Source organism: Micromonospora sp. U56, assembly GCF_018070095.1.
GTDB lineage: Bacteria > Actinomycetota > Actinomycetes > Mycobacteriales > Micromonosporaceae > Micromonospora > Micromonospora purpureochromogenes.
In genome coordinates this window covers 18,882-41,992 of the sequence record NZ_JAGPYL010000038.1, presented here as the reverse complement: position 1 = coordinate 41,992, position 23,111 = coordinate 18,882, and the positions used below count along the sequence as shown (strand labels likewise).

Sequence of the window (23,111 nt, the reverse complement as noted above, 5' to 3'; positions counted from 1 at the left end):
GGGTCAGACGCCGAGCAGGGTGCGCAGGTGGCGCGGCGGCGGGCAGTCGTGCGCGAGCATCGCGTCGTGCCAGTCGCGCACCGACACCCCGGCGGGGCGCGCCGCGGCGATGTCGGCGATCTCGCTGTAGCCCACGAAGTACGTGGAGAGCTGGGTGGAGGTCAGCAGCGCCCGCCGCCACTTGCCGGCCGCCTCGCCCTCCTCCTGGAAGCCGCGCCCGGTCATCAGCGCCATCGCCTCCGCCTCGGGCAGGTCCTCGCAGTGCACCAACTGGTCCAGCAGCGCGTTGATGGTCATCCGCAGCTGCATCTTGAGCTGCTGCAACCGCACCGGCAGGCCACCGAAGCCGAGGCCGGCCATCAGCTCCTCGGTGTAGACCGCCCAGCCTTCGATGAACACGCCGGACTCGGTCAGCGGGCGGACCCGGGTCGGGCCGGCGTACCGGCGGGCGTGCGCGAGCTGGAGGAAGTGGCCGGGCATCGCCTCGTGCACGGTCAGGTTGCGGATCATGTGGTCGTTGTACTCGCGGTAGAACGACTCCACCCGGTGCGCGGGCCAGTCCGCCGGGGTGGGCGAGATGCAGTAGAAGGTGGGCAGCGCCGCCGTCTCCAGCGGGCCGGGCGAGTCGCAGTAGGCGACGGCCACGCCCCGGGCGAACTCGGGCATCTCCTGGATCACGCACGGGTCGTCGACCAGGGTGACCAGGTCACGGCCCCGGACGAAGTCGACCGCCTCGTCCAGGGTGGTCGAGGCGAGGTCCACGATGGAGTGGTTGTCGGGGTGCTCGGCGGCGAGCAGGTCCAGCGCCCGGCGTACCGTGTCGTCGTCGGCCGGGCCGCCGACCAGCTCGACGGCCGCGGCGCGGATCTCCTCGGTGACCCGGTCCAGGTTGGCCCAGGCGCGGCGCTGCACCTCGGCGGCGCCCAGCTCGGTGTCGAGGGTGTGCCACAGCCGCGCCTCCCAGCGCCGCCGCCCCAGCCGGGGGTCGCGCCCCGGCCCGGCGTCGGCCTCGAGGCCGATGCGCAGCCACGCCACGAACTCCTCCAGCGCCGCGATCGCTCCGGTGGCGGCCGGCTCCACCCGGTCGAACATGGCGGGCGCCTGCCCCAGCAGCAGCGGCACCTCGTCGCGGATCAGCGCTGCCGTGCCGGTGAACTGCCCGACCGCCGTCTCGGCGTGGATCCGGGGCATGTCGCGCAGCGTCGCGCGCGCGGTCGCCAGGGCATCGGGTACGGCCGACAGCCGCCCGGCCAGGTAAGTGAGGCGCTCCTCGACCGGGGCGTACGGGCGGGCGAGCACCGCGTGCAGCAGCGGCCCCGGGTTGTGCCGCAGCGGGTCCCACTCGTACCCGCGGATCTCGCCCAGCTCGAACAGCTCCCGGTCGACCAGGGCGCTGAGCAGCGCGTGGTCGACCTGCTCCTCGACGTCCAGCGAATCCGGGTCGAGTTCGGAGAGCGCGTCCGCTGCCTCCTTGAGCATCCCCTGGTCGGCCGCGACCGCGTCCGCCGACAGATCCGGGAGCCGGTCGTCGTACCGGTGGTCACCGGTGGACGTGGCGAGCCCGGGACGGCTCTCCAGCACGGCCTCGACGATCCGCTCGGCCAGCGGCACAAAGGATTCCATCCCCCGACCCTACCGACGCCTGCCCGTCCGTTACCCCCGCCGAAGCAGGTGGCCCGGTCCGGGGGTATCCCCGCACGCAAGGACCTGTTCCCTCTGCCGGTGCGCTCCAACGTTGGTTCCGACGTTGCCGGGCGTCGTCAGGCGGTGCACGACCATGAACGATTCGAGGCTATATACGCGGTGTATACCCTCGGTGTAGTCTGCTGGCATGAGCGTTCCCATCACCCTCCTCGGCCTGCTCGAACGGGAGCCCAGCCATGGTTACGACCTGAAGCGCGAATACGACGCGTACTTCGGCCGCGGTAAGCCGCTGCCGTTCGGCCAGGTCTATTCGACACTCAGCCGACTGGCCCGCGACGGCAAGGTGGTGATCAGCGAGGTTGGCCCGGGCGACGGGCCCGACCGCAAGCGCTACGTCATCACCGACCTGGGCGCGACTGAGGTCGAGCAGTGGCTTACCCAGCCGGTCGAGCCGGAGCCGCATCTGCAGACGGTGCTGTTCGCCAAGGTCGTGCTCGCGCTGATGCTGGACCGCCCCGCCGGCGAATACCTCGACACCCAGCGCAGCGCACACCTGCAGCGGATGCGCGAGCTCACCGAAATCAAGCGCAACGGCAGCCTCGTCGACGCGCTGCTGGCCGATCACGGCCTGTACCACCTGGAGGCGGACCTGCGGTGGATCGAGATGACCGCCGCCCGGCTGGACGCCCTCAAGAAGGAGGTACGGCCATGACCATCGCGGTCGAAGCGCGGAACGTGGTGTTCTCGTTCGGCAGGACTCCCGCGCTGCGGGGCGCCAGCATCGCCGTGGACTCGGGCGAGATCCTCGCCATCATGGGGCCCAGCGGCTCGGGCAAGTCGACGCTGCTGCATTGCCTGGCCGGCATCCTCGTTCCCGACTCCGGCGAGGTCCTGTTCGATGGGGCCCGGGTCGACTCCATGACCGAGGCCGAGCGCAGCGGGCTGCGCCGGGACCGCTTCGGGTTCGTGTTCCAGTTCGGTCAACTCGTCCCGGAGCTCACCGCAGCGGAGAACGTCGCCCTGCCGTTGCTGCTCAGCGGGGTCCGCCGGACGGAGGCGCTGCGGAAGGCGTACGGCTGGTTCGAGCGGCTCGGCCTGGACGGCATGGAACAGCGCCGGTCGGGGGAACTGTCCGGTGGCCAGGCGCAGCGCGTCGCCCTCGCCCGCGGCCTGGTCGCCGGGCCGAAGGTCCTCTTCGCCGACGAGCCGACCGGTGCGCTCGACTCGCTCACCGGTGAGCAGGTCATGGACCTGCTGGTCGCCGCGGCCCGCGAGCAGGGCACCACGGTCATCCTGGTGACCCACGAACCACGGGTCGCCGCGTACGCCGACCGCGAGGTCATCGTCCGCGACGGGCGCGTGAACGCGCCGGATCGGATCGCGTCATGATCGGCTTCGGGCTTCGCCTCGCTGTGGCCGGCGGCCGGGAGGCGCTCACCCGCCTCGTCATCATCGCCGCCGCGGTCGCCGTGGGCGCCGGGCTGCTGCTGGCCACCCTCGCCGGCGTCAACGCCGTCAACGCGCAGCTCACGCGGTACGCATCGCTGTACCCCACCGCGTCCACGGGCGGCACCGCAGATCCGCTGTGGTGGTCGACACGGGACGACTACTTCCACGGCGAGCAGATCATCCGCATCGACGTCGCCGCGACCGGACCCAGCGCGCTCACCCCGATCGGCATTCCGAAGACGCCCGGGCCGGGCGAGTACTACGCCTCGCCGTCGATGCAGCAACTGCTCGCCGCCAACCCCGCCGACCAGCTCAGCGACCGCTACCCCGGACGGAACCTCGGCACGATCGGTCGGGCGGCGCTGGCATCGCCGGACACCCTGCTCGTCATCGTCGGCAGCACCCCCGACACGGTCGCGAAGCTGCCTCAGGCACGGCAGATCTCCAGCGTCGGCGACAACACTCCCGCGCTCCCCGAGACCATGGTGAACCTCATCATGGGCGTGATAGCCGGTGGACTGCTGTTTCCGGTGCTGATCTTCATCGGCACCGCCACCCGGCTCAGCGCCGCCCGCCGGGAGGAGCGGTTCGCCGCGATGCGCCTGGTCGGCGCGACACCGAAACAGATCTCGCTGATCGCGGCGGTCGAGGCGGCCTCGGCGGCCGTCGCCGGCACCGCCCTCGGCTTCGTGCTGTTCTTCGCGTTCCGCGGCCAGCTCGCCGCGATTCCGTTCACCGGCATGCGGTTCTTCACCAATGACATGTCGCTGGGAGTGCTGGACATCCTGGTGGTCGCGCTCGGCGTTCCGGCCAGCGCGGCGCTGGCGGCGCGGGTCTCGCTCCGGCGCGTCCGGATCTCCCCGCTCGGCGTCACCCGGCGGGTCACCCCGCGTCCGCCTCGCGCGTACCGGCTGATCCCGCTCGTGCTCGGCGTCGCCGTGCTGGTATTCGCCCTCGTCTACCGGCCCCCCACGTCGGACGGCCAGACCGCCATCTTCCTGCCCGGGTTGCTGCTGATCATGGCCGGCCTGATCCTCGCCGGTCCCTGGCTGACCATGATCGGCGCCCGGGTCATGGCGCGGCGCGCCAGCCGGCCCGCCACGCTCATCGCCGCGCGGCGCCTCGCCGACAACCCGAAGGCCGGCTTCCGGGCGATCAGCGGCATCATGCTCGCCCTCTTCGTCACGAGCGTGGCCGTCGGCGTGATCAACACGATCGTCGCCAACCGCGGCCCGGCGCCGATCGGATCGACCGGCGCCGGCACGATGTCCACCGTCTTCACCGAGAACCCGCCGTCGGTGCCCGACACGGTGCTGACCGACCTGCGCGCGATCCCTGGCGTGCGCAGCGCGACGGTGGTCCGCGAGAACCCGGTCCGCGGCAACGACCACGATGGGTGGGTGGTCGCGTGCACCGATCTGCCGGCGGCGTACGGCCGGTGCGCCGACGGCGCCACCGTTGCCGAGGTGCCGATGAGCCTCATGCCCTTCAAGCAACCGGCATCGTCCACGAGGGTCTGGCCCGCCGCATCCGTCACAGTCGGCGAACTCCAGCGGTTGCCGGTGGCGTCGATCGTCGTCGGCACCGACGCTTCGGTCGCCGCGCTGGAACGCTCGCGCACCGTCCTCGAGGTTGCCTACCCGACGGAATTCTGGGTGGCCCCCAACGTGCCCGGCGACTTCGAGTCGGACTTCGCCAACACGCTGCGCGGCTGGAAACAGCTGGCCAACGTCATCATCGTCGCCAGCCTCGCACTCGCCGGCTGCAGCCTCGCGGTCAGCGTGGTCGGCGGCCTCAGCGAGCGAAAGCGCCCGTTCAGCCTGCTCCGCCTCAGTGGCGCGCCGGTGCGGATCCTGCGTCGCGTGGTCCTCCTGGAAAGCGCCGTACCGATGCTCGCCGTCGCCGTAGTCGCGATCGGCATGGGCTTCCTCGCCGCACAGCTGTTCCTCAAGGCGCAGATGGACTACACGCTCACCGCTCCAGGCGTCGGATTCTACGCGATCGTGATCATCGGCCTGGTGGCCTGCCTCGGCATCATCGCCTCCACCCTGCCGTTGCTGGAGCGCATCACCGGCCCGGAGACCGCACGCAGCGAATGATTGGGAGAGTCGGCGGGGGAATTGCACCCCCCGCCGCTCACAGAAACCGTGCGGAGGCCTCTCGGCTTACCCGGCTTCTATCGTGCAGCGGCGACGTGCGGGGTCAGTCGCGAGTGGCACGTTCGGCCGCGCGGACGGCGTCCGCATAGGCCAAGGTGGCGCGGCGCAGCGCCGCCTCGGGGTCGATGCCGGCCTCGCGGGCCGCCGCCACGGTGGCCAGGAGGCTCGCACCGAGTCGCGCCTCCGGGTCGACCTGGGTGTCGGCCAGCGGGGGCGGAACGGCGAGACCGATCCGGCCGGCGCGGTCCAGGATCTTGGCGGCCAGCGCGAGGGCGGGTTGGCTCAGCGCGATGCCGTCCAGCACCGAGGCGCGGGCCTTCTCCGCCTGCTTGATCCGCTCCCAGCTCGCCTCGATCTCCTCCAGCGTGCCCGCCTCCGCGCCGGCGAAGACGTGCGGGTTGCGGCGGACCATCTTGTCCACCAGGCCGCCGGCCACGTCGTCGACGCTCCACCGCTCACCCTCGGGCAGTTCCTCGGCCAGCCGGGCGTGCAGCAGCACCTGGAGCAGCACGTCGCCCAGCTCCTCGCGGAGCGCGTCGGTGTCGTCGGCGCTGATCGCGTCGTACGCCTCGTAGCACTCCTCCAGCAGGAAGCCGGCGAGGCTGCGATGGGTCTGCGAGCGCTTCCACGGGTCACCGCCGGGCGAGGCGAGCCGGTCCATCACCTCGACCGCGTCGAGCAGCCGCGCGCCGGGCGGGTCCCACGAGCCGTACATCAGCTCCAGCTCGGCCAGCCCCGGCTGGCGGGCCAGCCGCAGGCCCAGCTCCCGGGCGAGCGCCTCGTCACCGGCGGGACCGGCCAGCCAGACCGCCGTGCCGTGCGCCGCCACCGCGTCGAGCAGCGCCTGCGTCGCGCCGGCCTCGACCACCGTCACCTCTGCACCCGCCGCCCGCACCGCCGTGGTCAGCGCGCTCTCCCCGCCGGTCAGCACCGGCGCGGAGCGTACGACGTCCCAGGCGGCCGAGGTCAGCAGGCCGGCCGGCAGCCGGGGCGAGGTGACCAGCAGGACGATCCGTGTGGACATGCTCAGGGGGCCACCGACGCCGACCCGGCCTGCTCCGCCGGGGTGGTGACCGGCTCGGGGGTCGAGATGTCGGTCACCGGGCCGCTGGCGTCGACGTACGGCAGGGCGTAGAAGACGAGCTCCTGGCCCTTGTTGACCCAGGACGGGACGCCGAGCGGCCGGAAGCGCGGGTTGACCGACAGGTCCACCTTGTCGGCCTGCTCCTCCAGCGCCGCGCCGAGCGCCGACGCGGTACGGACGAAGCCGCCCTCGCCGAAGAGCTGCCGCACCTCGCCCACCGAGAGCCCGGCCTGGATCCCGCCGGTCTCCTCGATCGCGTGGTAGACGGCCATCACCGAGGCGTCGCTGAGCTCGGCCGGCGGCAGCTTCTGGCTGAGCACCATGGAGATGTCGGCCCACTCGCCCCAGAGCTTGGCGAACTCGGCCTGCGGCGGCATCTGGAGCTGCTGCGCGAGCTGCTCCGGGGTGACCTGGTCCGGCACCTGGAGGCCCTGCTCGGCCACGACCCGCTTGCCCAGGTCGATGCTGACCAGCAGGTTCACCACGTCCTGCCGGGTCACCCGGGAGCGGAGCTGCTCGGCGTCGGGGGTGGCGCCGGCCTGCGTCGCGCTCTGGCGGATCGCCTCCGCGTACTTCGCCTGGGCGTCGTCGTAGATCGCGTCCACCCGGTCGACGGAGTAGGTCCGGTCACCGACGTACGCGGCCACGTCGGGCGAGGACTTCCCGCAGGCGGCGAGGGAGAGGACACCGAGAGCCGCGACGCTGGCGGCGGCGATGAGACGGCGTGCACGCATGCCGGTCACTCTCTCATGCCCGTTACGACGGTGTGACGCCGCCCACCGCGGGCGCGCCCCCTCACGCCGACGCCCCGGCCAGCGCCGCCGGCTCGCCCAGGACGTCGGAGAGGAGCTGCGCGCACCACTCCAGCAGCGCCTGGTCGCGCAGCGGTTCGCCGCCGATCCGGCGGGTGCTCGGCCGAGGCACGCTGACCTGGTCGGTGGCCTGCTTGTAGACCGAGTCCGGGTGGTAGCGCTTGAGCCGCAGCTGCTTGGAGTCCGGCAGCGGCAACGGGCCGAACCGGAGGTGCTTGCCCTGCATCGACACGTCGGTCAGGCCGTACCGGCGGGCCAGCAGGCGGAACCGGGCCACCGCGACCAGGTTCTGCACCGGGACGGGCGGCTCGCCGTACCGGTCGGTCATCTCGGCGACCACCTCGCGCAGCCGCTCCTCGTCGCGGGCCTCGGCCAGCTTGCGGTACATCTCCAGCCGCAGCCGCTCCACCCCGACGTAGTCGTGCGGCAGGTGCGCGTCGATCGGAAGGTCGATCTTGACGTCGGCCTCCTCCTCCTGGCGCTCGCCCTTGAACGCCGACACCGCCTCGCCGACCATCCGGACGTACAGGTCGAAGCCGACGCCCTCGATGTGGCCGGACTGCTCGCCGCCGAGCAGGTTGCCGGCGCCCCGGATCTCCAGGTCCTTCATCGCCACGTACATGCCGGCGCCCAGCTCGGTGTGCTGGGCGATGGTGGCCAGCCGCTCGTGGGCGTGCTCGGTCAGCGGCTTCTCCGGAGGGTAGAGGAAGTACGCGTACGCCCGCTCCCGGCCGCGGCCGACCCGGCCCCGGATCTGGTGCAGCTGGGCCAGGCCGAGCAGGTCGGCCCGCTCCACGATCAGGGTGTTGGCGTTCGGGATGTCGATGCCGGACTCCACGATCGTGGTGCAGACCAGGACGTCGAACTCCTTCTCCCAGAAGCCGACCATCACCTTCTCCAGGGCGTCCTCGCCCATCTGGCCGTGCGCCACCGCGACCCGCGCCTCGGGCACCAGCTCGCGGATGCGCCGGGCCGCCTTGTCGATCGACTCGACCCGGTTGTGCAGGTAGAAGACCTGCCCGTCGCGGAGCAGCTCACGGTGGATGGAGGCGGCCACCTGCCGGTCGTCGTACGCCCCGACGAAGGTGAGCACCGGGTGCCGCTCCTCCGGCGGGGTGGCGATGGTGGACATCTCCCGGATGCCGGTGATCGCCATCTCCAGCGTCCGCGGGATCGGGGTGGCCGACATGCTGAGCACGTCCACCGAGGCGCGCAGCGTCTTCAGGTGCTCCTTGTGCTCGACGCCGAACCGCTGCTCCTCGTCGATGATCACCATGCCGAGCTGCTTGAACCGGGTCGCCGTCTGGAGCAGCCGGTGGGTGCCGATGACGATGTCGACGGTGCCGTCGGCGATCATCTCCAACGTCCGCTCGGACTCCTTCGGCGTCTGGAAGCGGGACAGCTGCCGGATGGTCACCGGGAACTGGCTCATCCGCTCGGCGAAGGTGTTGTAGTGCTGCTGCACCAGCAGCGTGGTGGGCACCAGCACGGCCACCTGCTTGCCGTCCTGCACCGCCTTGAAGGCGGCCCGGACGGCGATCTCGGTCTTGCCGTAGCCGACGTCGCCGCAGATCAGCCGGTCCATCGGGACGGTCTGCTCCATGTCCCGCTTGACCTCTTCGATCGCGGCGAGCTGGTCCGGCGTCTCCTGCCAGGGGAAGGCGTCCTCCAGCTCCCGCTGCCACGGGGTGTCGGGGGCGAACTGGTGCCCCTTGGACGCCTTGCGCGCGGCGTAGAGCTGGATCAGCTGCGCGGCGATCTCCTTGACCGCCTTACGGGCGCGGGCCTTGGACTTCTGCCAGTCCGAGCCGCCCATCTTGTGCAGGGTGGGCTGCTCGCCGCCGACGTAGCGGCTGAGCTGGTCGAGCTGGTCGGTGGGGACGAAGAGCCGGTCGCCGGGCTGGCCGCGCTTGCTCGGCGCGTACTCGATGACCAGGTATTCCCGGGAGGCGCCGTTGACGGTGCGCTGCACCAGCTCGACGTACCGGCCGATGCCGTGCTGCTCGTGCACCACGTGGTCGCCGGCCTTGAGCTCCAGCGGGTCGATGGTGTTGCGGCGGCGGCTCGGCATCTTGCGCATGTCGCGCGTCGAGGCGCCCCGGCCGCCGGTGACGTCGTTACCGGTGAGCAGCACGAACCGGGACGCCTCGTCGACGAAGCCGGCGGTCAGGCAGCCACAGCTCACCAGCACCTCGCCGGGGGCGGGCGCGGCCGGCACCTCCTCGACCAGCCGGGCGCCCAGACCGGCGTCGCGGAGCACCTCGACGGCCCGCTGGGCGGGGCCGTGCCCCTCGAAGACCAGCGCGATCGACCAGCCCTCGCCGGCCCAGCGCTTGAGGTCGTCGACCACCCGGGAGGTCTCGCCGTGGTAGAGCGGGGCGGGCTGCGCCGCCAGGCTCACCGCGATCGCGTCGTCGGGCGTGACGTCGACCTCGGTCGGCTCGTCCTCCCAGGGCTGCCGGGCCGGGGCGGCCTCCGCCTCGACCATAATTCGGCCTCCGCGCCGGTAGCCGGCGCTCCGGACCGAATGAAGGTCGTCGACCAGGCCGAACGGGGCGAGGGTCCACCAGGGCTGGCGCAGCGTGCGGGCCGCCGCGCGTACCTCGGCCAGGGTCCGGAAGGCGGCGGCGCCGAGGTCGACCGGGGCCTGGCCGCCGACGGCGGCCGCGGCCCAACTGGCCTGGAGGAACTCGTCGGAGGTACGGACCAGGTCGTGCGCCCGGGTGCGGATCCGCTCCGGATCGCAGAGCAGTACGTGGGTGCCGGCCGGCATGCAGTCCAGCAGCAGTTCCATCGAGTCGGCGCCGATCAGCGCGGGCGCCAGCGACTCCATCCCCTCGACCGGGATGCCCTCGGCCAGCTTGTCGAGGATCTCGGCCAGCTCCGGGTGCTCCTGGGCCAGGGCGGCGGCCCGCTCCCGCACCGACGGGGTGAGCAGCAGCTCCCGGCAGGGCGGCGCCCAGAGCTGCGGAACCTGCTCGATCGTGCGCTGGTCGGCGACGGCGAAGGTGCGGATCTCCTCCACCTCGTCGCCCCAGAACTCGACCCGGGAGGGGTGCTCGTCGGTGGGCGGGAAGACGTCCAGGATGCCGCCGCGCACCGCGAACTCGCCGCGCTTGGTGACCAGGTCGACCCGCGCGTACGCCATGTCGGTGAGCCGGCGGGCCACCTCCTCCAGGTCGGCCTCGTCGCCGGCGGTGAGCTGCACCGGTTCGAGATCGCCGAGCCCCTTGAGCTGCGGTTGCAGCAGCGACCGCACCGGCGCCACGACCACCCGCAGCGGGCCGGTACGGCCGTGCGCGTCGGCCGACTGCGGGTGCGCCAGCCGGCGCAGCACGGCCAGGCGGCGGCCGACAGTGTCGGAGCGGGGCGAGAGCCGCTCGTGCGGCAGCGTCTCCCAGGACGGGAAGACCGCCACCTGCTCGGGCGGGAGCAGACTGCCCAGCGCCGAGGCCAGGTCGTCGGCCTCCCGGGTGGTGGCGGTCACGGCGAGCACGGGCCGGCCGGCGCCGGCGTCGACCGGATCGGCCGCGACGGCGGCGACGGCGAACGGGCGCAGCGCCGCCGGGGCGGTGAGGTCGAGGCCGTCGACCTGGGCGGCACCGGAGCGCGCCAGGTCACGCGCCCGGGCCAGCCCGGGGTCGGCCAGGGCGGCGGAGAAGAGTCCGGTGAGCATCTGTGATCACTTCCAGGAAATCGACGCACGACGACGGCCCCGCGTCCAGCCGGACGGGGGGTGCACCTGTCGAGACTATCCCGCTCGGGAGACAATCCGGGCTGGAGCCGTGGCGGCCGGGCCGGTACCGGATCCGCGGCGGCCGCGGGCGACGGGAGGAACGATGCCGGACCAGGTCGGCGGTGATCCCCGGGCACGGACCACCTCGGGCCGGTGGCGGGTGCTGGGCGTCACCGGGGGTGCCCTGCTCTACCAGGTGCGCTGCCTCGTCGACGATCCCGGCTGGCACGGGCCGCTGCCCAACCTGGGCCACCGGGTGTTCCTCGGCCGCTCCGGGGCCTCGCTGCGCCGGCTCAACGGCCAGCTCACCTTCGCCGACGCCACCTCGGTGCTGTTCAGCCGGCCCGGCGACGAGATGCACGTCAGCCACCCGCTCGGCGACGGCGACGTCTACACCTGCCTGGAGCTGTCACCGGAGCTGCTGGCCGACCGGCCGGACGCCGCGCAGTGGCTGGACCGGCGCGGCTGGGACGGCAGCGTGGACGAACGCCTCGACCTGGAACACCGGATGCTGGTGGCCCGCTGCGCGCGGGGCATGGACCGGTTCGAGTTCACCGAGCGGATGCACCGCTTCGTCGGCCGGCTGCTCAGCGTCAGCCCGATCGGCGCCGGCGAGCCCGGCGCGGAGATCGAACGGGCCATCGGCCGGCGTCCCGCCACCCTGGCCGCGCACCGCCGGCTGGCCGACCGGGCCCGGGAGGTGCTCGCCGGCTCCGACTTCCGGCTGGGGCTGACCGAGGTGGCCGAGCGGGTGGGCTGCTCGCCGCACCACCTGAGCCGGGTGTTCCAGCGGGTCACCGGGCAGAGCCTCACCGCGTACCGCAACCGGCTGCGGGTCCGCGCGGTGCTCGACGTGCTGGCCGACGACGACGGGCAGCCGCTGGGCACGGTCGCCGCCGACCACGGCTTCGCCGACCAGGCGCACCTGACCCGGGTGGTCCGGGAACAGGTGGGCCACCCGCCGGCCCGGCTGCGCCGGCTGCTCACCGCCGCCGAGGCGGCCTGACCGACCCCGGCGGGCCATTCGAGCAAGAATCTTCAAGACCGCGGACCTGCCCCGCCCCGAGGATGGACCACGTCAACCCGGACCGAGCCGCCCGACGAGGCGGCCGGAGGGGGTGCGCGGACCTGTTCGGGGAGGCCCGCAGCCCCCGCCGGGAACGGGCGGCCCCGCAGGGACCCGCCCGACGTGGAGGTGCCGCGACCCCCCAGGCGCGGCACCTCCACCACCCGCGCCCCTCCACCCGCAGATTCACGGGCGCAGATTCACGGAAAGCGGGGCTGTTTCCGCGCCGGAGGCCACGAGTTCTCCGAAAGTGCGCGGATCTTGCACGGGCGGCGGGGTCGGTGGATCTTGACTGGGGTGGGTGGGCGTGGTCGGGTGGGTGGATGGGAGAGCAGTATCGGGCGCAGTTCGACGCGGAGGTAACCTTCGCCAACGGGGGCGGGCTGCGGACCGACGGGTTCCGGCTGGACATCCCGGGGCGGGAGATCGACGACGAGGCGCTGGCCGCACTCTTCGTCCGGCACCTCGGGCTGCTGATGGTCGCCGACGTACGGATCACCGGCCGGACGATCATCGAGGAGCCGCACAAGGGCGGCCGGGGCGTCACCGCCGATCCCGGTGACCCGGGTCGACGCCTGGTCGAGCTGAGTCACGTGATCGCCGACGGCATGACCACCCTGCCCGGCTGGCCGGCCCCCCGGATCAGCGAGTGGCTGACCCGCGAGGCGTCCCGGGCGACCTACGCCCCCGGCACCGAGTTCCAGGTGGGCCGGATCGACATGATCGCCAACACCGGGACGTACCTGGACACTCCCGCGCACCGCTGGTCCGAGGGCGCCGACCTCACCGGCGTCCCGCTGGACCGGCTCGCCGACCTGCCCGGCCTGGTGGTCCGGGTGCCGGCCGGCACGCGCGCGGTGGACCGGCTGCTGGTGGCGCCGTACGACGTCGCCGGGCGCGCGGTGCTGCTGCACACCGGCTGGTCCGCGCACTTCGGCACCGACCGGTACGGCGCGCCGGACGCCCCGTACCTCACCGGCGACGGGGCCCGCGCTCTGGTCGAGGCGGGCGCCGCGCTGGTCGGCGTCGACTCGGTCAACATCGACGACATGAGCCCGACCTCCGGGGGCGAGCGCCCGGCGCACAGCGCGCTGCTGGCCGCCGGCATCCCGATCGTGGAGCACCTGACCGGCCTGGACGCCCTGCCCCCGGACGGGTTCCGCTTCACCGCCGCTCCGCCCATGGTGGCCGGCATGGGCACCTTCCCGGTCCGCGCCTTCGCCGTCGTCGGCTGACCCGACTCCTCGGCGCCCACCGGACGCGGGCACCGAGGAACAGCGAGCAGGGCTGGGACCGGGCGGCCCACCGCTGCTCAGTACCGGACCGAGATCCGGCGCTCGACGGCGTCCACCCGGATCTCCCCGCCGTACGGGATGATCAGCTGCGGGTCGGTGTGGCCCAGGTCGACGTCGAAGACCGCCACCGCGTCGGGGCGGTACGGGGCCAGCGCCCGGCTGACCGCCTCCCGCTGCGCCTCGGCCCACGCCAGCCGATCCGCGACCGACCGGGGGCTGTCGAAGTCCCACGCCTTGGGGCGGCCGACGACGACGGCGGGGAAGGCCGCGAGCAGCCCCCGCTCCCCCATGTTCCGCACGATCCGGAACACCTCCTGGGCGCTCGGCAGCTCCTCCGAGGTTTCGAGCACCAGCACCGAGCCGGCCAGTTCCGCGGCGGCGGGGACCCGGTCGGCGGCCATCAGCCAGTGCAGGATCTCCAGGTTGCCGCCCCAGGTGCGCCCCTGGACCACGGTCGACGGGCCCTGCCAGTGCCAGCCGGTGCCGGGGAACATCACCGGCTCCTCCGCCAGGGTGGCCGGGTCGCGCCAGTCGCGCGGCTCGTCGCCCCACTCCGGCGCGGGCGTGAGGTCGTACCAGTCGGAGGTGAACAGGGCGGCGCGCAACGAGTCGAGGGTGAGCGGGTGCGGCCGGCCGGACCGGCCGAGGTGCACCAGCACCGACCCGCCGTGGTACGCCACGACGCCCAGCCGGTAGAGGTGGTTGAGGATGTTGGTGTTGTCCGAGTAGCCGAAGTACGGCTTCGGGTTGGCCCGCAGCACCGCGTCGTCCAGGTGCGGGGTGACCGTGATCAGGTCGTCGCCGCCCACGGTGGCCAGCACGGCGGTGATCGTCGGGTCGGCGAAGGCGGCGGTGAGGTCCCGGGCCCGGTCCCTCGGGTCGGCGCCCATCGTCCGGGTCGTCGGATACTCCACCGGCTCCAGGCCGAACTCCTCGCGCAGCCGGCGCAGGCCCAGCTCGTACACGTGGGGGAAGAGACCCGGCAGGCCGGCGGAGGGTGAGACGACCGCGACCCGGTCGCCGGGGCGGGGCTTGCGCGGGTAGGTCGGGAAGGTCATGTCCGGACGCTACCGAGCGTGGCCAACGGGTTTTCCGGTCGTGTGGCCGACCCCGATCAGGTGGCGGGCCCTCGCCAGGCAGGGACGGGGGAAACGCCGCGAACCCCGGCAAGCGGGGCCCTAGGCTGGCGACGTGGAGGTGGAGCCGGAGCTGCGGACCCGCGAGTGGTTACCCCGCACGGCGGCCCTGCTGGTCGGCGCCCGGGCCGCTCGACGGCCGGGCCGGCAGCTGGACACCAGGCCGGACGGGTGAACCCGGCGGAGATCGTGGGGAAGGTGACATTGCGGGCCCCCTCCTTACCGGCGGGTCCCCACGGATACGATCGACGGAGTCGGACAGCGCTGTCCTTCGTACTCACGTAAGGAGCGCATGGTGACCGACCAGCACGACCACGACGGCCCCGACGCCGCCCTGCGGGCCGACATCCGCCGCCTCGGCACTCTGCTCGGCCAGACCCTGGCCCGCCAGGAGGGCCGCCCCCTGCTCGACCTGGTCGAGGAGATCCGCGCCCAGGTCCGCTCGGACGCCCCCGCCGCCGCGCAGCGGCTCGGCGGGCTGGACGTCACCACCGGCACCAAGCTGGCCCGCGCCTTCTCCACCTACTTCCACCTGGCCAACATCACCGAACAGGTGCACCGCGCCCGGGACCTGCGCCGCCGCCGGGCGGCGCACGGCGGGTGGCTGGACCAGGCGGCCAAGATGATCGCCGAGCGGGGCGTGCCGGCCGAGGAGATCGCCGCGGCGGCCCGCCGGCTCGCGGTACGCCCGGTCTTCACCGCCCACCCCACCGAGGCGGCCCGCCGCTCGATCCTGTCCAAGCTGCGCGCCATCGCCGACGAACTGGACACCGAGACCACCAACGCCATCCTCTACGGCGCCAGCGACGAGGGCCCGGCCAACCGGCGCCTGGCCGAGCTGCTGGACCTGATGTGGCAGACCGACGAGCTGCGGCTGGACCGGCCGGATCCGACCGACGAGGCCCGCAACGCCATCTACTACCTGCGCGACCTGTACGCCGAGGCCGCCCCGCAGGTGCTCGACGACCTCGCCGACACCCTGCGCACCCTCGGCGTGGAGACCTCGCCGACGGCCCGCCCGCTGACCTTCGGCACCTGGATCGGCGGCGACCGGGACGGCAACCCGTTCGTCACCCCGACGGTCACCCGCGAGGTGCTCCACATCCAGCACGAGCACGGCATCAGCGCCACCGAGAAGGCGATGGACCAGCTCATCAACGAGGTCTCCGTCTCCCGGCGGCTGCGGGCGGTGTCGCTGGACCTCTCCGCCAGCCTCGCCGCCGACCTGGACGCGCTGCCCGAGGTGGCGCCCCGGTTCCGCCGGGTCAACGCCGAGGAGCCGTACCGGCTCAAGGCGCGGTGCGTGAAGGCGAAGCTGGCCAACACCCGCGAGCGGCTGCGCCGGGGCACCCCGCACGTGCCGGGGCGGGACTACCGCGGCTCGGCCGAGCTGATCGCCGACCTGGAGCTGCTGCGCGCCTCGCTGGCGCGCAACTCCGGGCAGCTCACCGCCGTCGGCCGGCTCGCCTCCGCCATCCGTACGGTCTCCGCGTTCGGCCTGCACCTGGCCACCATGGACGTCCGCGAGCACGCCGAGGCGCACCACGCGGTGCTGGCCCAGCTCTACGCGGCGGTCGGCGAGGTGTCGGACTACCCGTCGCTGACCCGGCTGGAGCGGACCAAGCTCCTCGCCGACGAGCTGGCCGGCCGCCGGCCGCTGTCGACGCTGGACACCCCGCTGACCGAGAACGCGCAGAAGACGTTCGACGTGTTCGGCGCGATCCGCGAGGCGCAGGACCGGTTCGGCGCCGACGTGATCGAGTCGTACATCATCTCGATGACCCTCGGCGTCGACGACGTGCTCGCCGCCGTGGTGCTGGGGCGCGAGGCCGGGCTGATCGACGTGCACAGCGGCCGGGCCCGGATCGGCTTCGTGCCGCTGCTGGAGACCCCGTCCGAGCTGAACGCCGGCGGTGAGCTGCTCGACGAGCTGCTGTCGCTGCCCGCGTACCGGGCGCTGGTCGCGGCCCGCGGCGACGTGCAGGAGGTGATGCTGGGCTACTCCGACTCCAACAAGGAGGCCGGCATCACCACCAGCCAGTGGTCGATCCACCGGGCGCAGCGGGCGCTGCGGGACGTGGCCGCCCGGCACGGCGTGCACCTGCGGCTCTTCCACGGCCGGGGCGGCACGGTCGGGCGCGGCGGCGGGCCGACCCACGAGGCGATCCTGGCCCAGCCGTACGGCACCCTGGACGGCGCGATCAAGGTGACCGAGCAGGGCGAGGTCATCTCCGACAAGTACACGCTGCCGGCGCTGGCCCGGGAGAACCTGGAGCTGACCGTGGCGGCGGTGCTCCAGGCGACGCTGCTGCACACCGCGCCCCGCCAGCCGGCCGAGATGCTGGAGCGCTGGGACGCAACGATGGACGTGGTCTCCGAGTCGGCGTTCCGCTCGTACCGGGGGCTGGTCGAGGACCCGGACCTGCCGGCGTACTTCTGGGCCTCCACCCCCACCGAGCTGCTCGGCGCGCTCAACATCGGCTCACGGCCGGCGAAGCGGCCGAACACCGGGGCGGGGCTGGGCGGGCTGCGGGCCATCCCGTGGGTGTTCGGCTGGACGCAGACCCGGCAGATCGTGCCGGGCTGGTTCGGGGTCGGCTCCGGGCTGGCGGCGGCGCGGGCGGCCGGGCTGGAGGACGTGCTCGCCGAGATGAACCGCAACTGGCACTTCTTCCGCACGTTCCTGTCGAACGTCGAGATGATGCTCACCAAGACCGACCTGAGTATCGCCCGCCGCTACGTGGAGACCCTGGTCCCGAAGAAGCTGCACCCGATCTTCGACAAGATCGAGCAGGAGTACGAGCTGACCAAGCAGGAGGTGCTGGCGGTGACCGCCGCACCCGCGCTGCTGGAGAACTCGCCGGTGCTCCAGCGCACCCTCGCGGTCCGGGACACCTACCTGGAGCCGCTGCACCACCTCCAGGTGGCGTTGCTGCGGCAGTACCGGGACTCCGGGGCCGCCGGGCGCGCGGTGGCGACCGCGCCGGGCGGCCGCCGCGCACCGAGCGACGGTACGGCGTTGGAGCGGGCCCTGCTCACCACGGTCAACGGCATCGCCGCCGGGATGCGCAACACCGGCTGACGGGTGCGCAACACCGGCTGACGAATGCGACGAAAAGGCCCCGGTCACGCCGACCGGGGCCTTTTCGCGTGCCGTTCAGCCGGCGGTCACCAGTCGCCGCCGCCGCCGAGGTCCCCGCCCCCGAAGTCACCACCACCGAAGTCCCCGCCGCCGAAGTCGGCCGCCTGGTCCGCGCCGCCGACATCGCCCTGGTCGCCGTAGTCCGCGCCCTGGTCCCCGGCGGCGCCCTGGTCGCCGTGGTCGGCGCCGTCACCGAAGCCCTCCTGGTAGCCGGCCTCGTAGCCGTAGCCCGGGTCGGCGAAGGCCGGCGAGAAGAGCGCGTCGGCGATCAGCAGCCCGCCGAGCACACCGGCGCCCGCGCCCAGCGCGGTCTTCCACCACGGAGTGGAGTACCAGCCGGCCGGCACCGGCCGCCCCTGGTAGCGCCCGCCCGGGTAGTAGTAGGGGGTGTCCTGGCCCGGCTGCGGGCCGGCCTTGAACGTCTGCCCCTGCACCTGCACCTGGCGTTCCTTGGTCAACTCGCCGGTACCCTGCGCGGCGGCCAGCGGGGGCAGCTCCGGCCCCGGGTCCAGGCCGAGCGCCACCCGCGCCGCCCGGGCGTACGCCAGCCCCTCCAGCGCGGTCTCCCGGGCCAGCCGGTGCTGCTGGACCGTCCCGGCCTGCTCCAGCTGGCTGCCGGCGGCGTTGTAGCGCTCCGCCGCGTCGACCAGCGCCTGGCGGACGGCCGGGGCGTCGCCGTGCAGGTTCATCACCTGGCCGCCGAGGCGTTCGTACCAGCGCTGGGCGTCGGCGCGCACGTCGGCGAGGCTGCGCGCCTCGCGGGCGGCCTGCTCCCGCCGCCACCAGACGAACCCGCCGACCAGGAGGGCCACGAGAATCGCCACGAGCAGAAGTTCCATGCCGCTGAACGTACCCGCAGACGATGGGTCGTACCCGTTTGGCAAGCTCTGGTGATGGACTTCTCGACGCTGGCCGTGGTGGTCGTCTGCCTGGCCGGGGGCGGCGCGGCGGGCTGGTACGCCGCCCGGGCCTGGTCGGCCGCCGAGATCGCCCGCCTGGAGGCCACCCTGGCGGCCAACCGGGAGGGCGAGGGGCGGCTGGAGCAGTCGATGCGGGCGCTGAGCTACGAGGCGACCGCCCAGTCGCAGGAGGCGGTGGCCCGGGCGGTGGCCCCGCTGCACGACACCCTGCGCCGCTACGAGCAGCGGGTGGGCGAGCTGGAGCGCGACCGGGTCGACGCCTACGCCGAGCTGCGCGAGCAGGTCCGCGCCATGAGCACGGTCTCCGGCGAGCTGCGCACCGAGACCAAGCAGCTGGTGGCGGCGCTGCGGGCGCCGCAGGTGCGGGGTCGCTGGGGCGAGCACCAGCTGCGCCGGATCGTCGAGGCCGCCGGCATGCTGGAGCACTGCGACTTCAACGAGCAGGTCACCGCCGCCACCGACCACCAGGGGGTCCGCCCCGACCTGGTGGTCCGGCTGCACGGCGGGCGGACGGTGGTGGTGGACGCCAAGGCGCCCTTCGACGCCTACCTCACCGCGATGGAGGCGCGCGACGAGCGGGGGCGGGACACCCACCTCGACGCGCACGCGCGGCACCTGCGGGCGCATGTCGACGCGCTGGCCGCGAAGTCGTACTGGGCGGCGTTCGACTCGACACCGGAGTTCGTGGTGCTCTTCGTGCCGGCCGACCCGTTCCTGGACGTGGCGTTGCAGCGCGACCCGACGCTGCTGGAGCACGCCTTCGCCCGCGACGTGGTGCTGGCGACCCCGGCCACCCTGGTGGCCCTGCTGCGCACGGTCGCCTACTCCTGGCGGCAGGAGGCGCTGGCCCGCAACGCGGTCGCCGTCCACTCGCTGGCCCGCGAGCTCTACGGGCGACTGTCCACCCTGGGCGACCACGTCGGCAAGCTGGGCACCTCGTTGGGTGGGGCGGTCACGGCCTACAACCGCGCGGTGGGCTCGCTGGAGGCGCGGGTGCTGGTCAGCGCCCGCAAGCTGGCCGAGCTGGGCGTCTCCGACCAGGAGTTGGCGGCCCCGGCCCAGGTGGAGGTCGCGCCCCGGCAGCCGCAGGCTCCGGAGCTGTTGGACGGCACGTCCACCCTGGACCGGTCCAGCTAGCGTCCTGGATGTGACAGTGCGCAGCTGTGCATGTCACGAAGAGGTCACAAGGCAGCGTTCGGTAGTGACACCGCCACAACGCAGCACAAAGGATTCGCTCACGCGTGCCCTGTCATCTCAGGGCCCTGTTCTCTGGAGGAAAGAGAACGTGAGCAAACCCCGCAACCTGAGCCGGCGTACCTCCGCCGGGCTCTTCGCCTCGGTCGTGGCCGCCGGCGCCATGGCCGGCGCGGGCGGCGCCGCCACCGCGAGCGCCGCGCCCGCCACCACCCCGGACGCCCCGGCCAACGCCGTCGAGGCGCTCGGCTCGCACGACGCCAAGCTGCTCGCCGAGGCCGAGGCGAAGCACGCGCCGACCGTGACCCTGATCGTCGCCACCGAGAAGGGTGAGGCGAAGGACGTCGCCGCCGCGATGAAGGACCTCGGCGGCACGGTCAGCCAGCGCTTCGACTCGATCGGCTACGTGCTGGCCAAGGTGCCCACCGCAAAGGTGCTGAAGGCCGCCACGCTGCCGGGCGTCGCCGCGGTCGACCTCGACGAGACCATCCAGCTCCCAGACCCGACCCCGGAGTCCGCGCCGAACGGCGCAACCGCCGCCGAGCAGGGCGAGACCCTGGCCGGGCCGGGCGCCGGCACCGGCGCGGTCAACCCGTACATGCCGACCAACGAGACCGGCGCGGAGGCCTTCAAGGCCGCCCACCCCGAGTGGGACGGGCGCGGGGTCACCATCGGCATCATGGACTCCGGTGTGGACCTGGATCAGCCGGCGCTGCAGAAGACCACCACCGGCGAGCGCAAGATCGTCGACTGGGTCACCTCGACCGACCCGCTCGAGGACGCCACCTGGCGGGCGATGATCACCGAGGTGACCGGCCCGACCTTCACCATCGGCACCACCGCCTGGACGGCCCCGGCCGGCAGCTACCGGTTCGCCACCTTCCGGGAGTCGATCACGGTGGGCAGCGACCCGGCCGGCGACGTCAACCGCGACGGCGACACCACCGACTCGTGGGGTGTCCTCTACGACACCACCAGCCACGACATCTGGGTGGACGTCAACCAGAACCGCAACTTCACCGACGACGAGCTGATGCGCCCGTACAAGGAGAAGTTCCAGGTCGGGCACTTCGGCACCGACAACCCGGCCACCGCGGTCCGCGAGCAGATCCCGTTCGTGGTCGAGTACCGCGAGGACGTCGACACCGCGCCGGTGGGCGGCCCCGGCCTGGTCGACTACGTCAACATCGGCATCATCGAGGCCACCCACGGCACGCACGTCGCCGGCATCACCGCCGCCAACGACATGCTCGGCAACACCGCCCTCGACGGCGCGGCGCCCGGCGCCAAGCTGGTCTCCGCCCGGGCTTGCTCCTGGGGCGGCGGCTGCACCGCCGCGGCGCTCACCACCGGCATGGCCGACCTGGTGATCAACCGCAAGGTCGACGTGGTCAACATGTCGATCGGCGGCCTGCCGGCGCTGAACGACGGCTCCAACGCCCGCGCCCAGCTCTACAACGACCTGATCAGCACCTACGGCGTGCAGCTGTTCATCTCGGCCGGCAACTCCGGTCCGGGCCTGAACACCATCGGCGACCCGTCGGTGGCGTCCAACGTGGTCAGCGTCGCGGCCAGCATCAGCAAGCAGACCTGGTTGGCCAACTACGGCTCGGTGGTCCGCAAGGACAATGCGCTGTTCAACTTCTCCTCGCGCGGCCCGCGTGAGGACGGCGGCTTCAAGCCGAACATCGCGGCCCCCGGCTCGGCGATCTCCACCGCGCCGACCTGGCAGGCGGGCAACCCGGTCCCCGAGGCCGGCTACCCGCTGCCGCCGGGCTACCAGATGCTCAACGGCACCTCGATGGCCTCCCCGCAGGCCGCCGGCGCCGCCGCGCTGCTGCTCTCCGCCGCCAAGGCGAACGACCAGGGCGTCACCCCGGCCGCGCTGCGCCGGGCCATCTTCACCTCGGCCCAGCCGATCGCCGGTGTCGCCACCTACGCGCAGGGCTACGGCATGCTCAACGTGCCCGGCGCCTGGGACCTGCTCGCCGACGGCGTCGAGACCCGCTCGTACGCCTCCGACGCGCCGGTCTGCACCGAGCTCTCGAAGAACCTGACCCGCTACGACGCGGGCACCGGGCGCTTCGTGCCGAACCCGAACCGGGGCACCGGCGTCTACAACCGGTGCGCCGCCGGCCAGGGCGGCCAGAAGGTCGACCAGACCCGGACGTACAAGGTCAAGATCACCCGCACCAGCGGGCCGGCCGGCAGCATCCGGCACGGCGTCACGCTGCGCGGCAACGACGGCACCTTCACCGCGCCGCGGTCGGTGGTGCTGCCGCTGAACAAGACGGTCACCGTCAACGTGGTCGCCAAGCCCCGCACCGACGGGGCGCACGGCGCGCTGATGACCATCGACGACCCGGCCACCTCGGTGGTCGACTTCGAGGTCTCCACCGTGGTGGTCGTCGGCAACGACGTGAAGAAGCCGGCGTACTCCTGGTCGGCCGAGGGCTCGGTCGAGCGGAACAGCTTCACCTCGTACTTCGTGACGGTGCCGGCCGGGGCGGGCGCGCTCCAGGTCAACCTCTCCGGCATCGCCACCGGCTCGCAGACGCGGTTCATCGCCATCAACCCGTACGGCGTCCCGGTGGAGAGCACCGCCAGCACCGCCTGCTACACCAACTTCTCCGACGCCGCGGTCTGCAAGCCGCAGGAGCGGGACTACCAGAACCCGATCCCGGGCATCTGGGAGATCGAGGTCGAGGCCCGGCGCACCTCGCCGGCGCTGAACAACCCGTACCAGCTCCAGGCGCGGGTGCAGGGTGTCAAGGTCGAGCCGGCCGTGGTGGAGCTGCCGTCGGTCACCGCCGGCACCCCCACCGAGGTGACCTGGGACCTGACCAACACCTTCGGCCCGGTCGCGGTGACCGGCAAGGGTGGCCCGCTGTCCAGCGTGCACGCCGAGCGGCCGACCATTGCCGAGGGCGCGCAGCAGGAGTACACCGTGACGGTGCCGGCCGGGGCGAGCAGCTTCACCGCCCGGATCGGCAACACCGCCAACCTCGGCGCCGACCTGGACCTGTCGGTCTTCCGGGGGGCCACCCGGGTGGGCATCTCGGCCGACGGTGACTCGGAGGAGGCGGTCACCCTGACCAACCCGGTCGCCGGCACCTACCGGGTCGTGGTGGACGGGTACGCCGTCGACGGTCCGGGCACCAGCACCGCCTACGACTACCGGGACTCGTTCTCGGCCCCGTCGCTGGGCACGCTGGCCGCCCCGGCCACCCCGCTGCCGCTGGACAACGGCGACACCGCCACCCTGACCGGTACGGTGACCGCCCTGTCCGCCCCGGCCGCCGGCCGGGAGCTCTACGGCGACCTGGCCGTCACCACCACCGAGGGCGCGGTCGTCGGCCGTGGCTCGGTCGCGATCGGCGCGGTGAACTGAGCACCGCCTGACGGCGGTCCCCGGACCGCCGAGCACCAGAGGAGCCCGTCCCCGATCCCCGGGGGCGGGCTCCTCCCTTCGCC

At 73.1% G+C, this 23,111-nt stretch carries 14 protein-coding genes; 8 read left to right on the top strand and 6 right to left on the bottom strand.

Going from position 1 to position 23,111, the window contains the following annotated elements; genetic code table 11:
* Positions 1-3: 3 nt before the first annotated feature.
* Complete coding sequence (locus KBX37_RS15345) at positions 4-1,623, bottom strand: DUF885 domain-containing protein (protein WP_210776627.1); 1,620 nt, start codon at positions 1,621-1,623, stop codon at positions 4-6.
* A 208-nt stretch (positions 1,624-1,831) separates the two neighbouring features.
* On the opposite strand from KBX37_RS15345, the gene KBX37_RS15340 reads away from it, so the two are divergent.
* The 3 genes from KBX37_RS15340 to KBX37_RS15330 are packed head-to-tail and all read left to right on the top strand — an operon-like array spanning position 1,832 to position 5,192.
* A complete protein-coding gene (locus tag KBX37_RS15340; protein ID WP_210776625.1) occupies positions 1,832-2,356 on the top strand; it encodes a PadR family transcriptional regulator in 525 nt (174 codons plus the stop codon).
* Positions 2,353-3,033, top strand: coding sequence for an ABC transporter ATP-binding protein (locus tag KBX37_RS15335; RefSeq protein WP_210776623.1), 681 nt, complete (start codon positions 2,353-2,355; stop codon positions 3,031-3,033). The genes KBX37_RS15340 and KBX37_RS15335 overlap by 4 nt, the downstream gene beginning before the upstream one ends.
* Complete coding sequence (locus KBX37_RS15330; RefSeq protein WP_210776621.1) at positions 3,030-5,192, top strand: ABC transporter permease; 2,163 nt, start codon at positions 3,030-3,032, stop codon at positions 5,190-5,192. The genes KBX37_RS15335 and KBX37_RS15330 overlap by 4 nt, the downstream gene beginning before the upstream one ends.
* 103 nt (positions 5,193-5,295) lie before the next feature.
* Here the strand turns inward: KBX37_RS15330 and KBX37_RS15325 are convergent, their stop codons facing one another.
* The 3 genes from KBX37_RS15325 to mfd all read right to left on the bottom strand — a co-directional run bounded on the left by KBX37_RS15325 (position 5,296) and on the right by mfd (position 10,824).
* Positions 5,296-6,276: a nucleoside triphosphate pyrophosphohydrolase gene (locus KBX37_RS15325; RefSeq protein ID WP_210776619.1), complete on the bottom strand. Its 981-nt coding sequence runs from the start codon at positions 6,274-6,276 to the stop codon at positions 5,296-5,298.
* Between the two features lie 2 nt (positions 6,277-6,278).
* Positions 6,279-7,070, bottom strand: a complete 792-nt coding sequence (locus KBX37_RS15320; protein ID WP_210776617.1) for a hypothetical protein — start codon at positions 7,068-7,070, stop codon at positions 6,279-6,281.
* Between the two features lie 61 nt (positions 7,071-7,131).
* Positions 7,132-10,824 (bottom strand): transcription-repair coupling factor, encoded by a 3,693-nt coding sequence (gene mfd, locus KBX37_RS15315; RefSeq protein WP_210776615.1) that lies wholly within the window; start codon positions 10,822-10,824, stop codon positions 7,132-7,134.
* A gap of 163 nt (positions 10,825-10,987) precedes the next feature.
* On the opposite strand from mfd, the gene KBX37_RS15310 reads away from it, so the two are divergent.
* Positions 10,988-11,890, top strand: a complete 903-nt coding sequence (locus tag KBX37_RS15310; protein WP_210776613.1) for an AraC family transcriptional regulator — start codon at positions 10,988-10,990, stop codon at positions 11,888-11,890.
* Positions 11,891-12,273: 383 nt separating this feature from the next.
* The gene (locus KBX37_RS15305; RefSeq protein ID WP_210776611.1) at positions 12,274-13,185 is read left to right on the top strand and encodes a cyclase family protein; all 912 of its coding nucleotides are present in this window, start codon (positions 12,274-12,276) and stop codon (positions 13,183-13,185) included.
* Positions 13,186-13,262: 77 nt separating this feature from the next.
* Here the strand turns inward: KBX37_RS15305 and KBX37_RS15300 are convergent, their stop codons facing one another.
* Positions 13,263-14,303: a S66 peptidase family protein gene (locus KBX37_RS15300; RefSeq protein ID WP_210776609.1), complete on the bottom strand. Its 1,041-nt coding sequence runs from the start codon at positions 14,301-14,303 to the stop codon at positions 13,263-13,265.
* Positions 14,304-14,676: 373 nt separating this feature from the next.
* Between KBX37_RS15300 and ppc the strand changes: the two genes are divergently transcribed.
* The gene (ppc, locus tag KBX37_RS15295; RefSeq protein ID WP_210776608.1) at positions 14,677-17,463 is read left to right on the top strand and encodes a phosphoenolpyruvate carboxylase; all 2,787 of its coding nucleotides are present in this window, start codon (positions 14,677-14,679) and stop codon (positions 17,461-17,463) included.
* Positions 17,464-17,549: 86 nt separating this feature from the next.
* Here the strand turns inward: ppc and KBX37_RS15290 are convergent, their stop codons facing one another.
* Positions 17,550-18,362: a hypothetical protein gene (locus KBX37_RS15290; protein ID WP_210776606.1), complete on the bottom strand. Its 813-nt coding sequence runs from the start codon at positions 18,360-18,362 to the stop codon at positions 17,550-17,552.
* Between the two features lie 54 nt (positions 18,363-18,416).
* On the opposite strand from KBX37_RS15290, the gene KBX37_RS15285 reads away from it, so the two are divergent.
* Together KBX37_RS15285 and KBX37_RS15280 are read left to right on the top strand one after the other, a co-directional pair.
* The gene (locus tag KBX37_RS15285; protein WP_210776604.1) at positions 18,417-19,580 is read left to right on the top strand and encodes a DNA recombination protein RmuC; all 1,164 of its coding nucleotides are present in this window, start codon (positions 18,417-18,419) and stop codon (positions 19,578-19,580) included.
* A gap of 148 nt (positions 19,581-19,728) precedes the next feature.
* Positions 19,729-23,028: a S8 family serine peptidase gene (locus KBX37_RS15280; protein ID WP_210776602.1), complete on the top strand. Its 3,300-nt coding sequence runs from the start codon at positions 19,729-19,731 to the stop codon at positions 23,026-23,028.
* Positions 23,029-23,111: the final 83 nt, after the last annotated feature.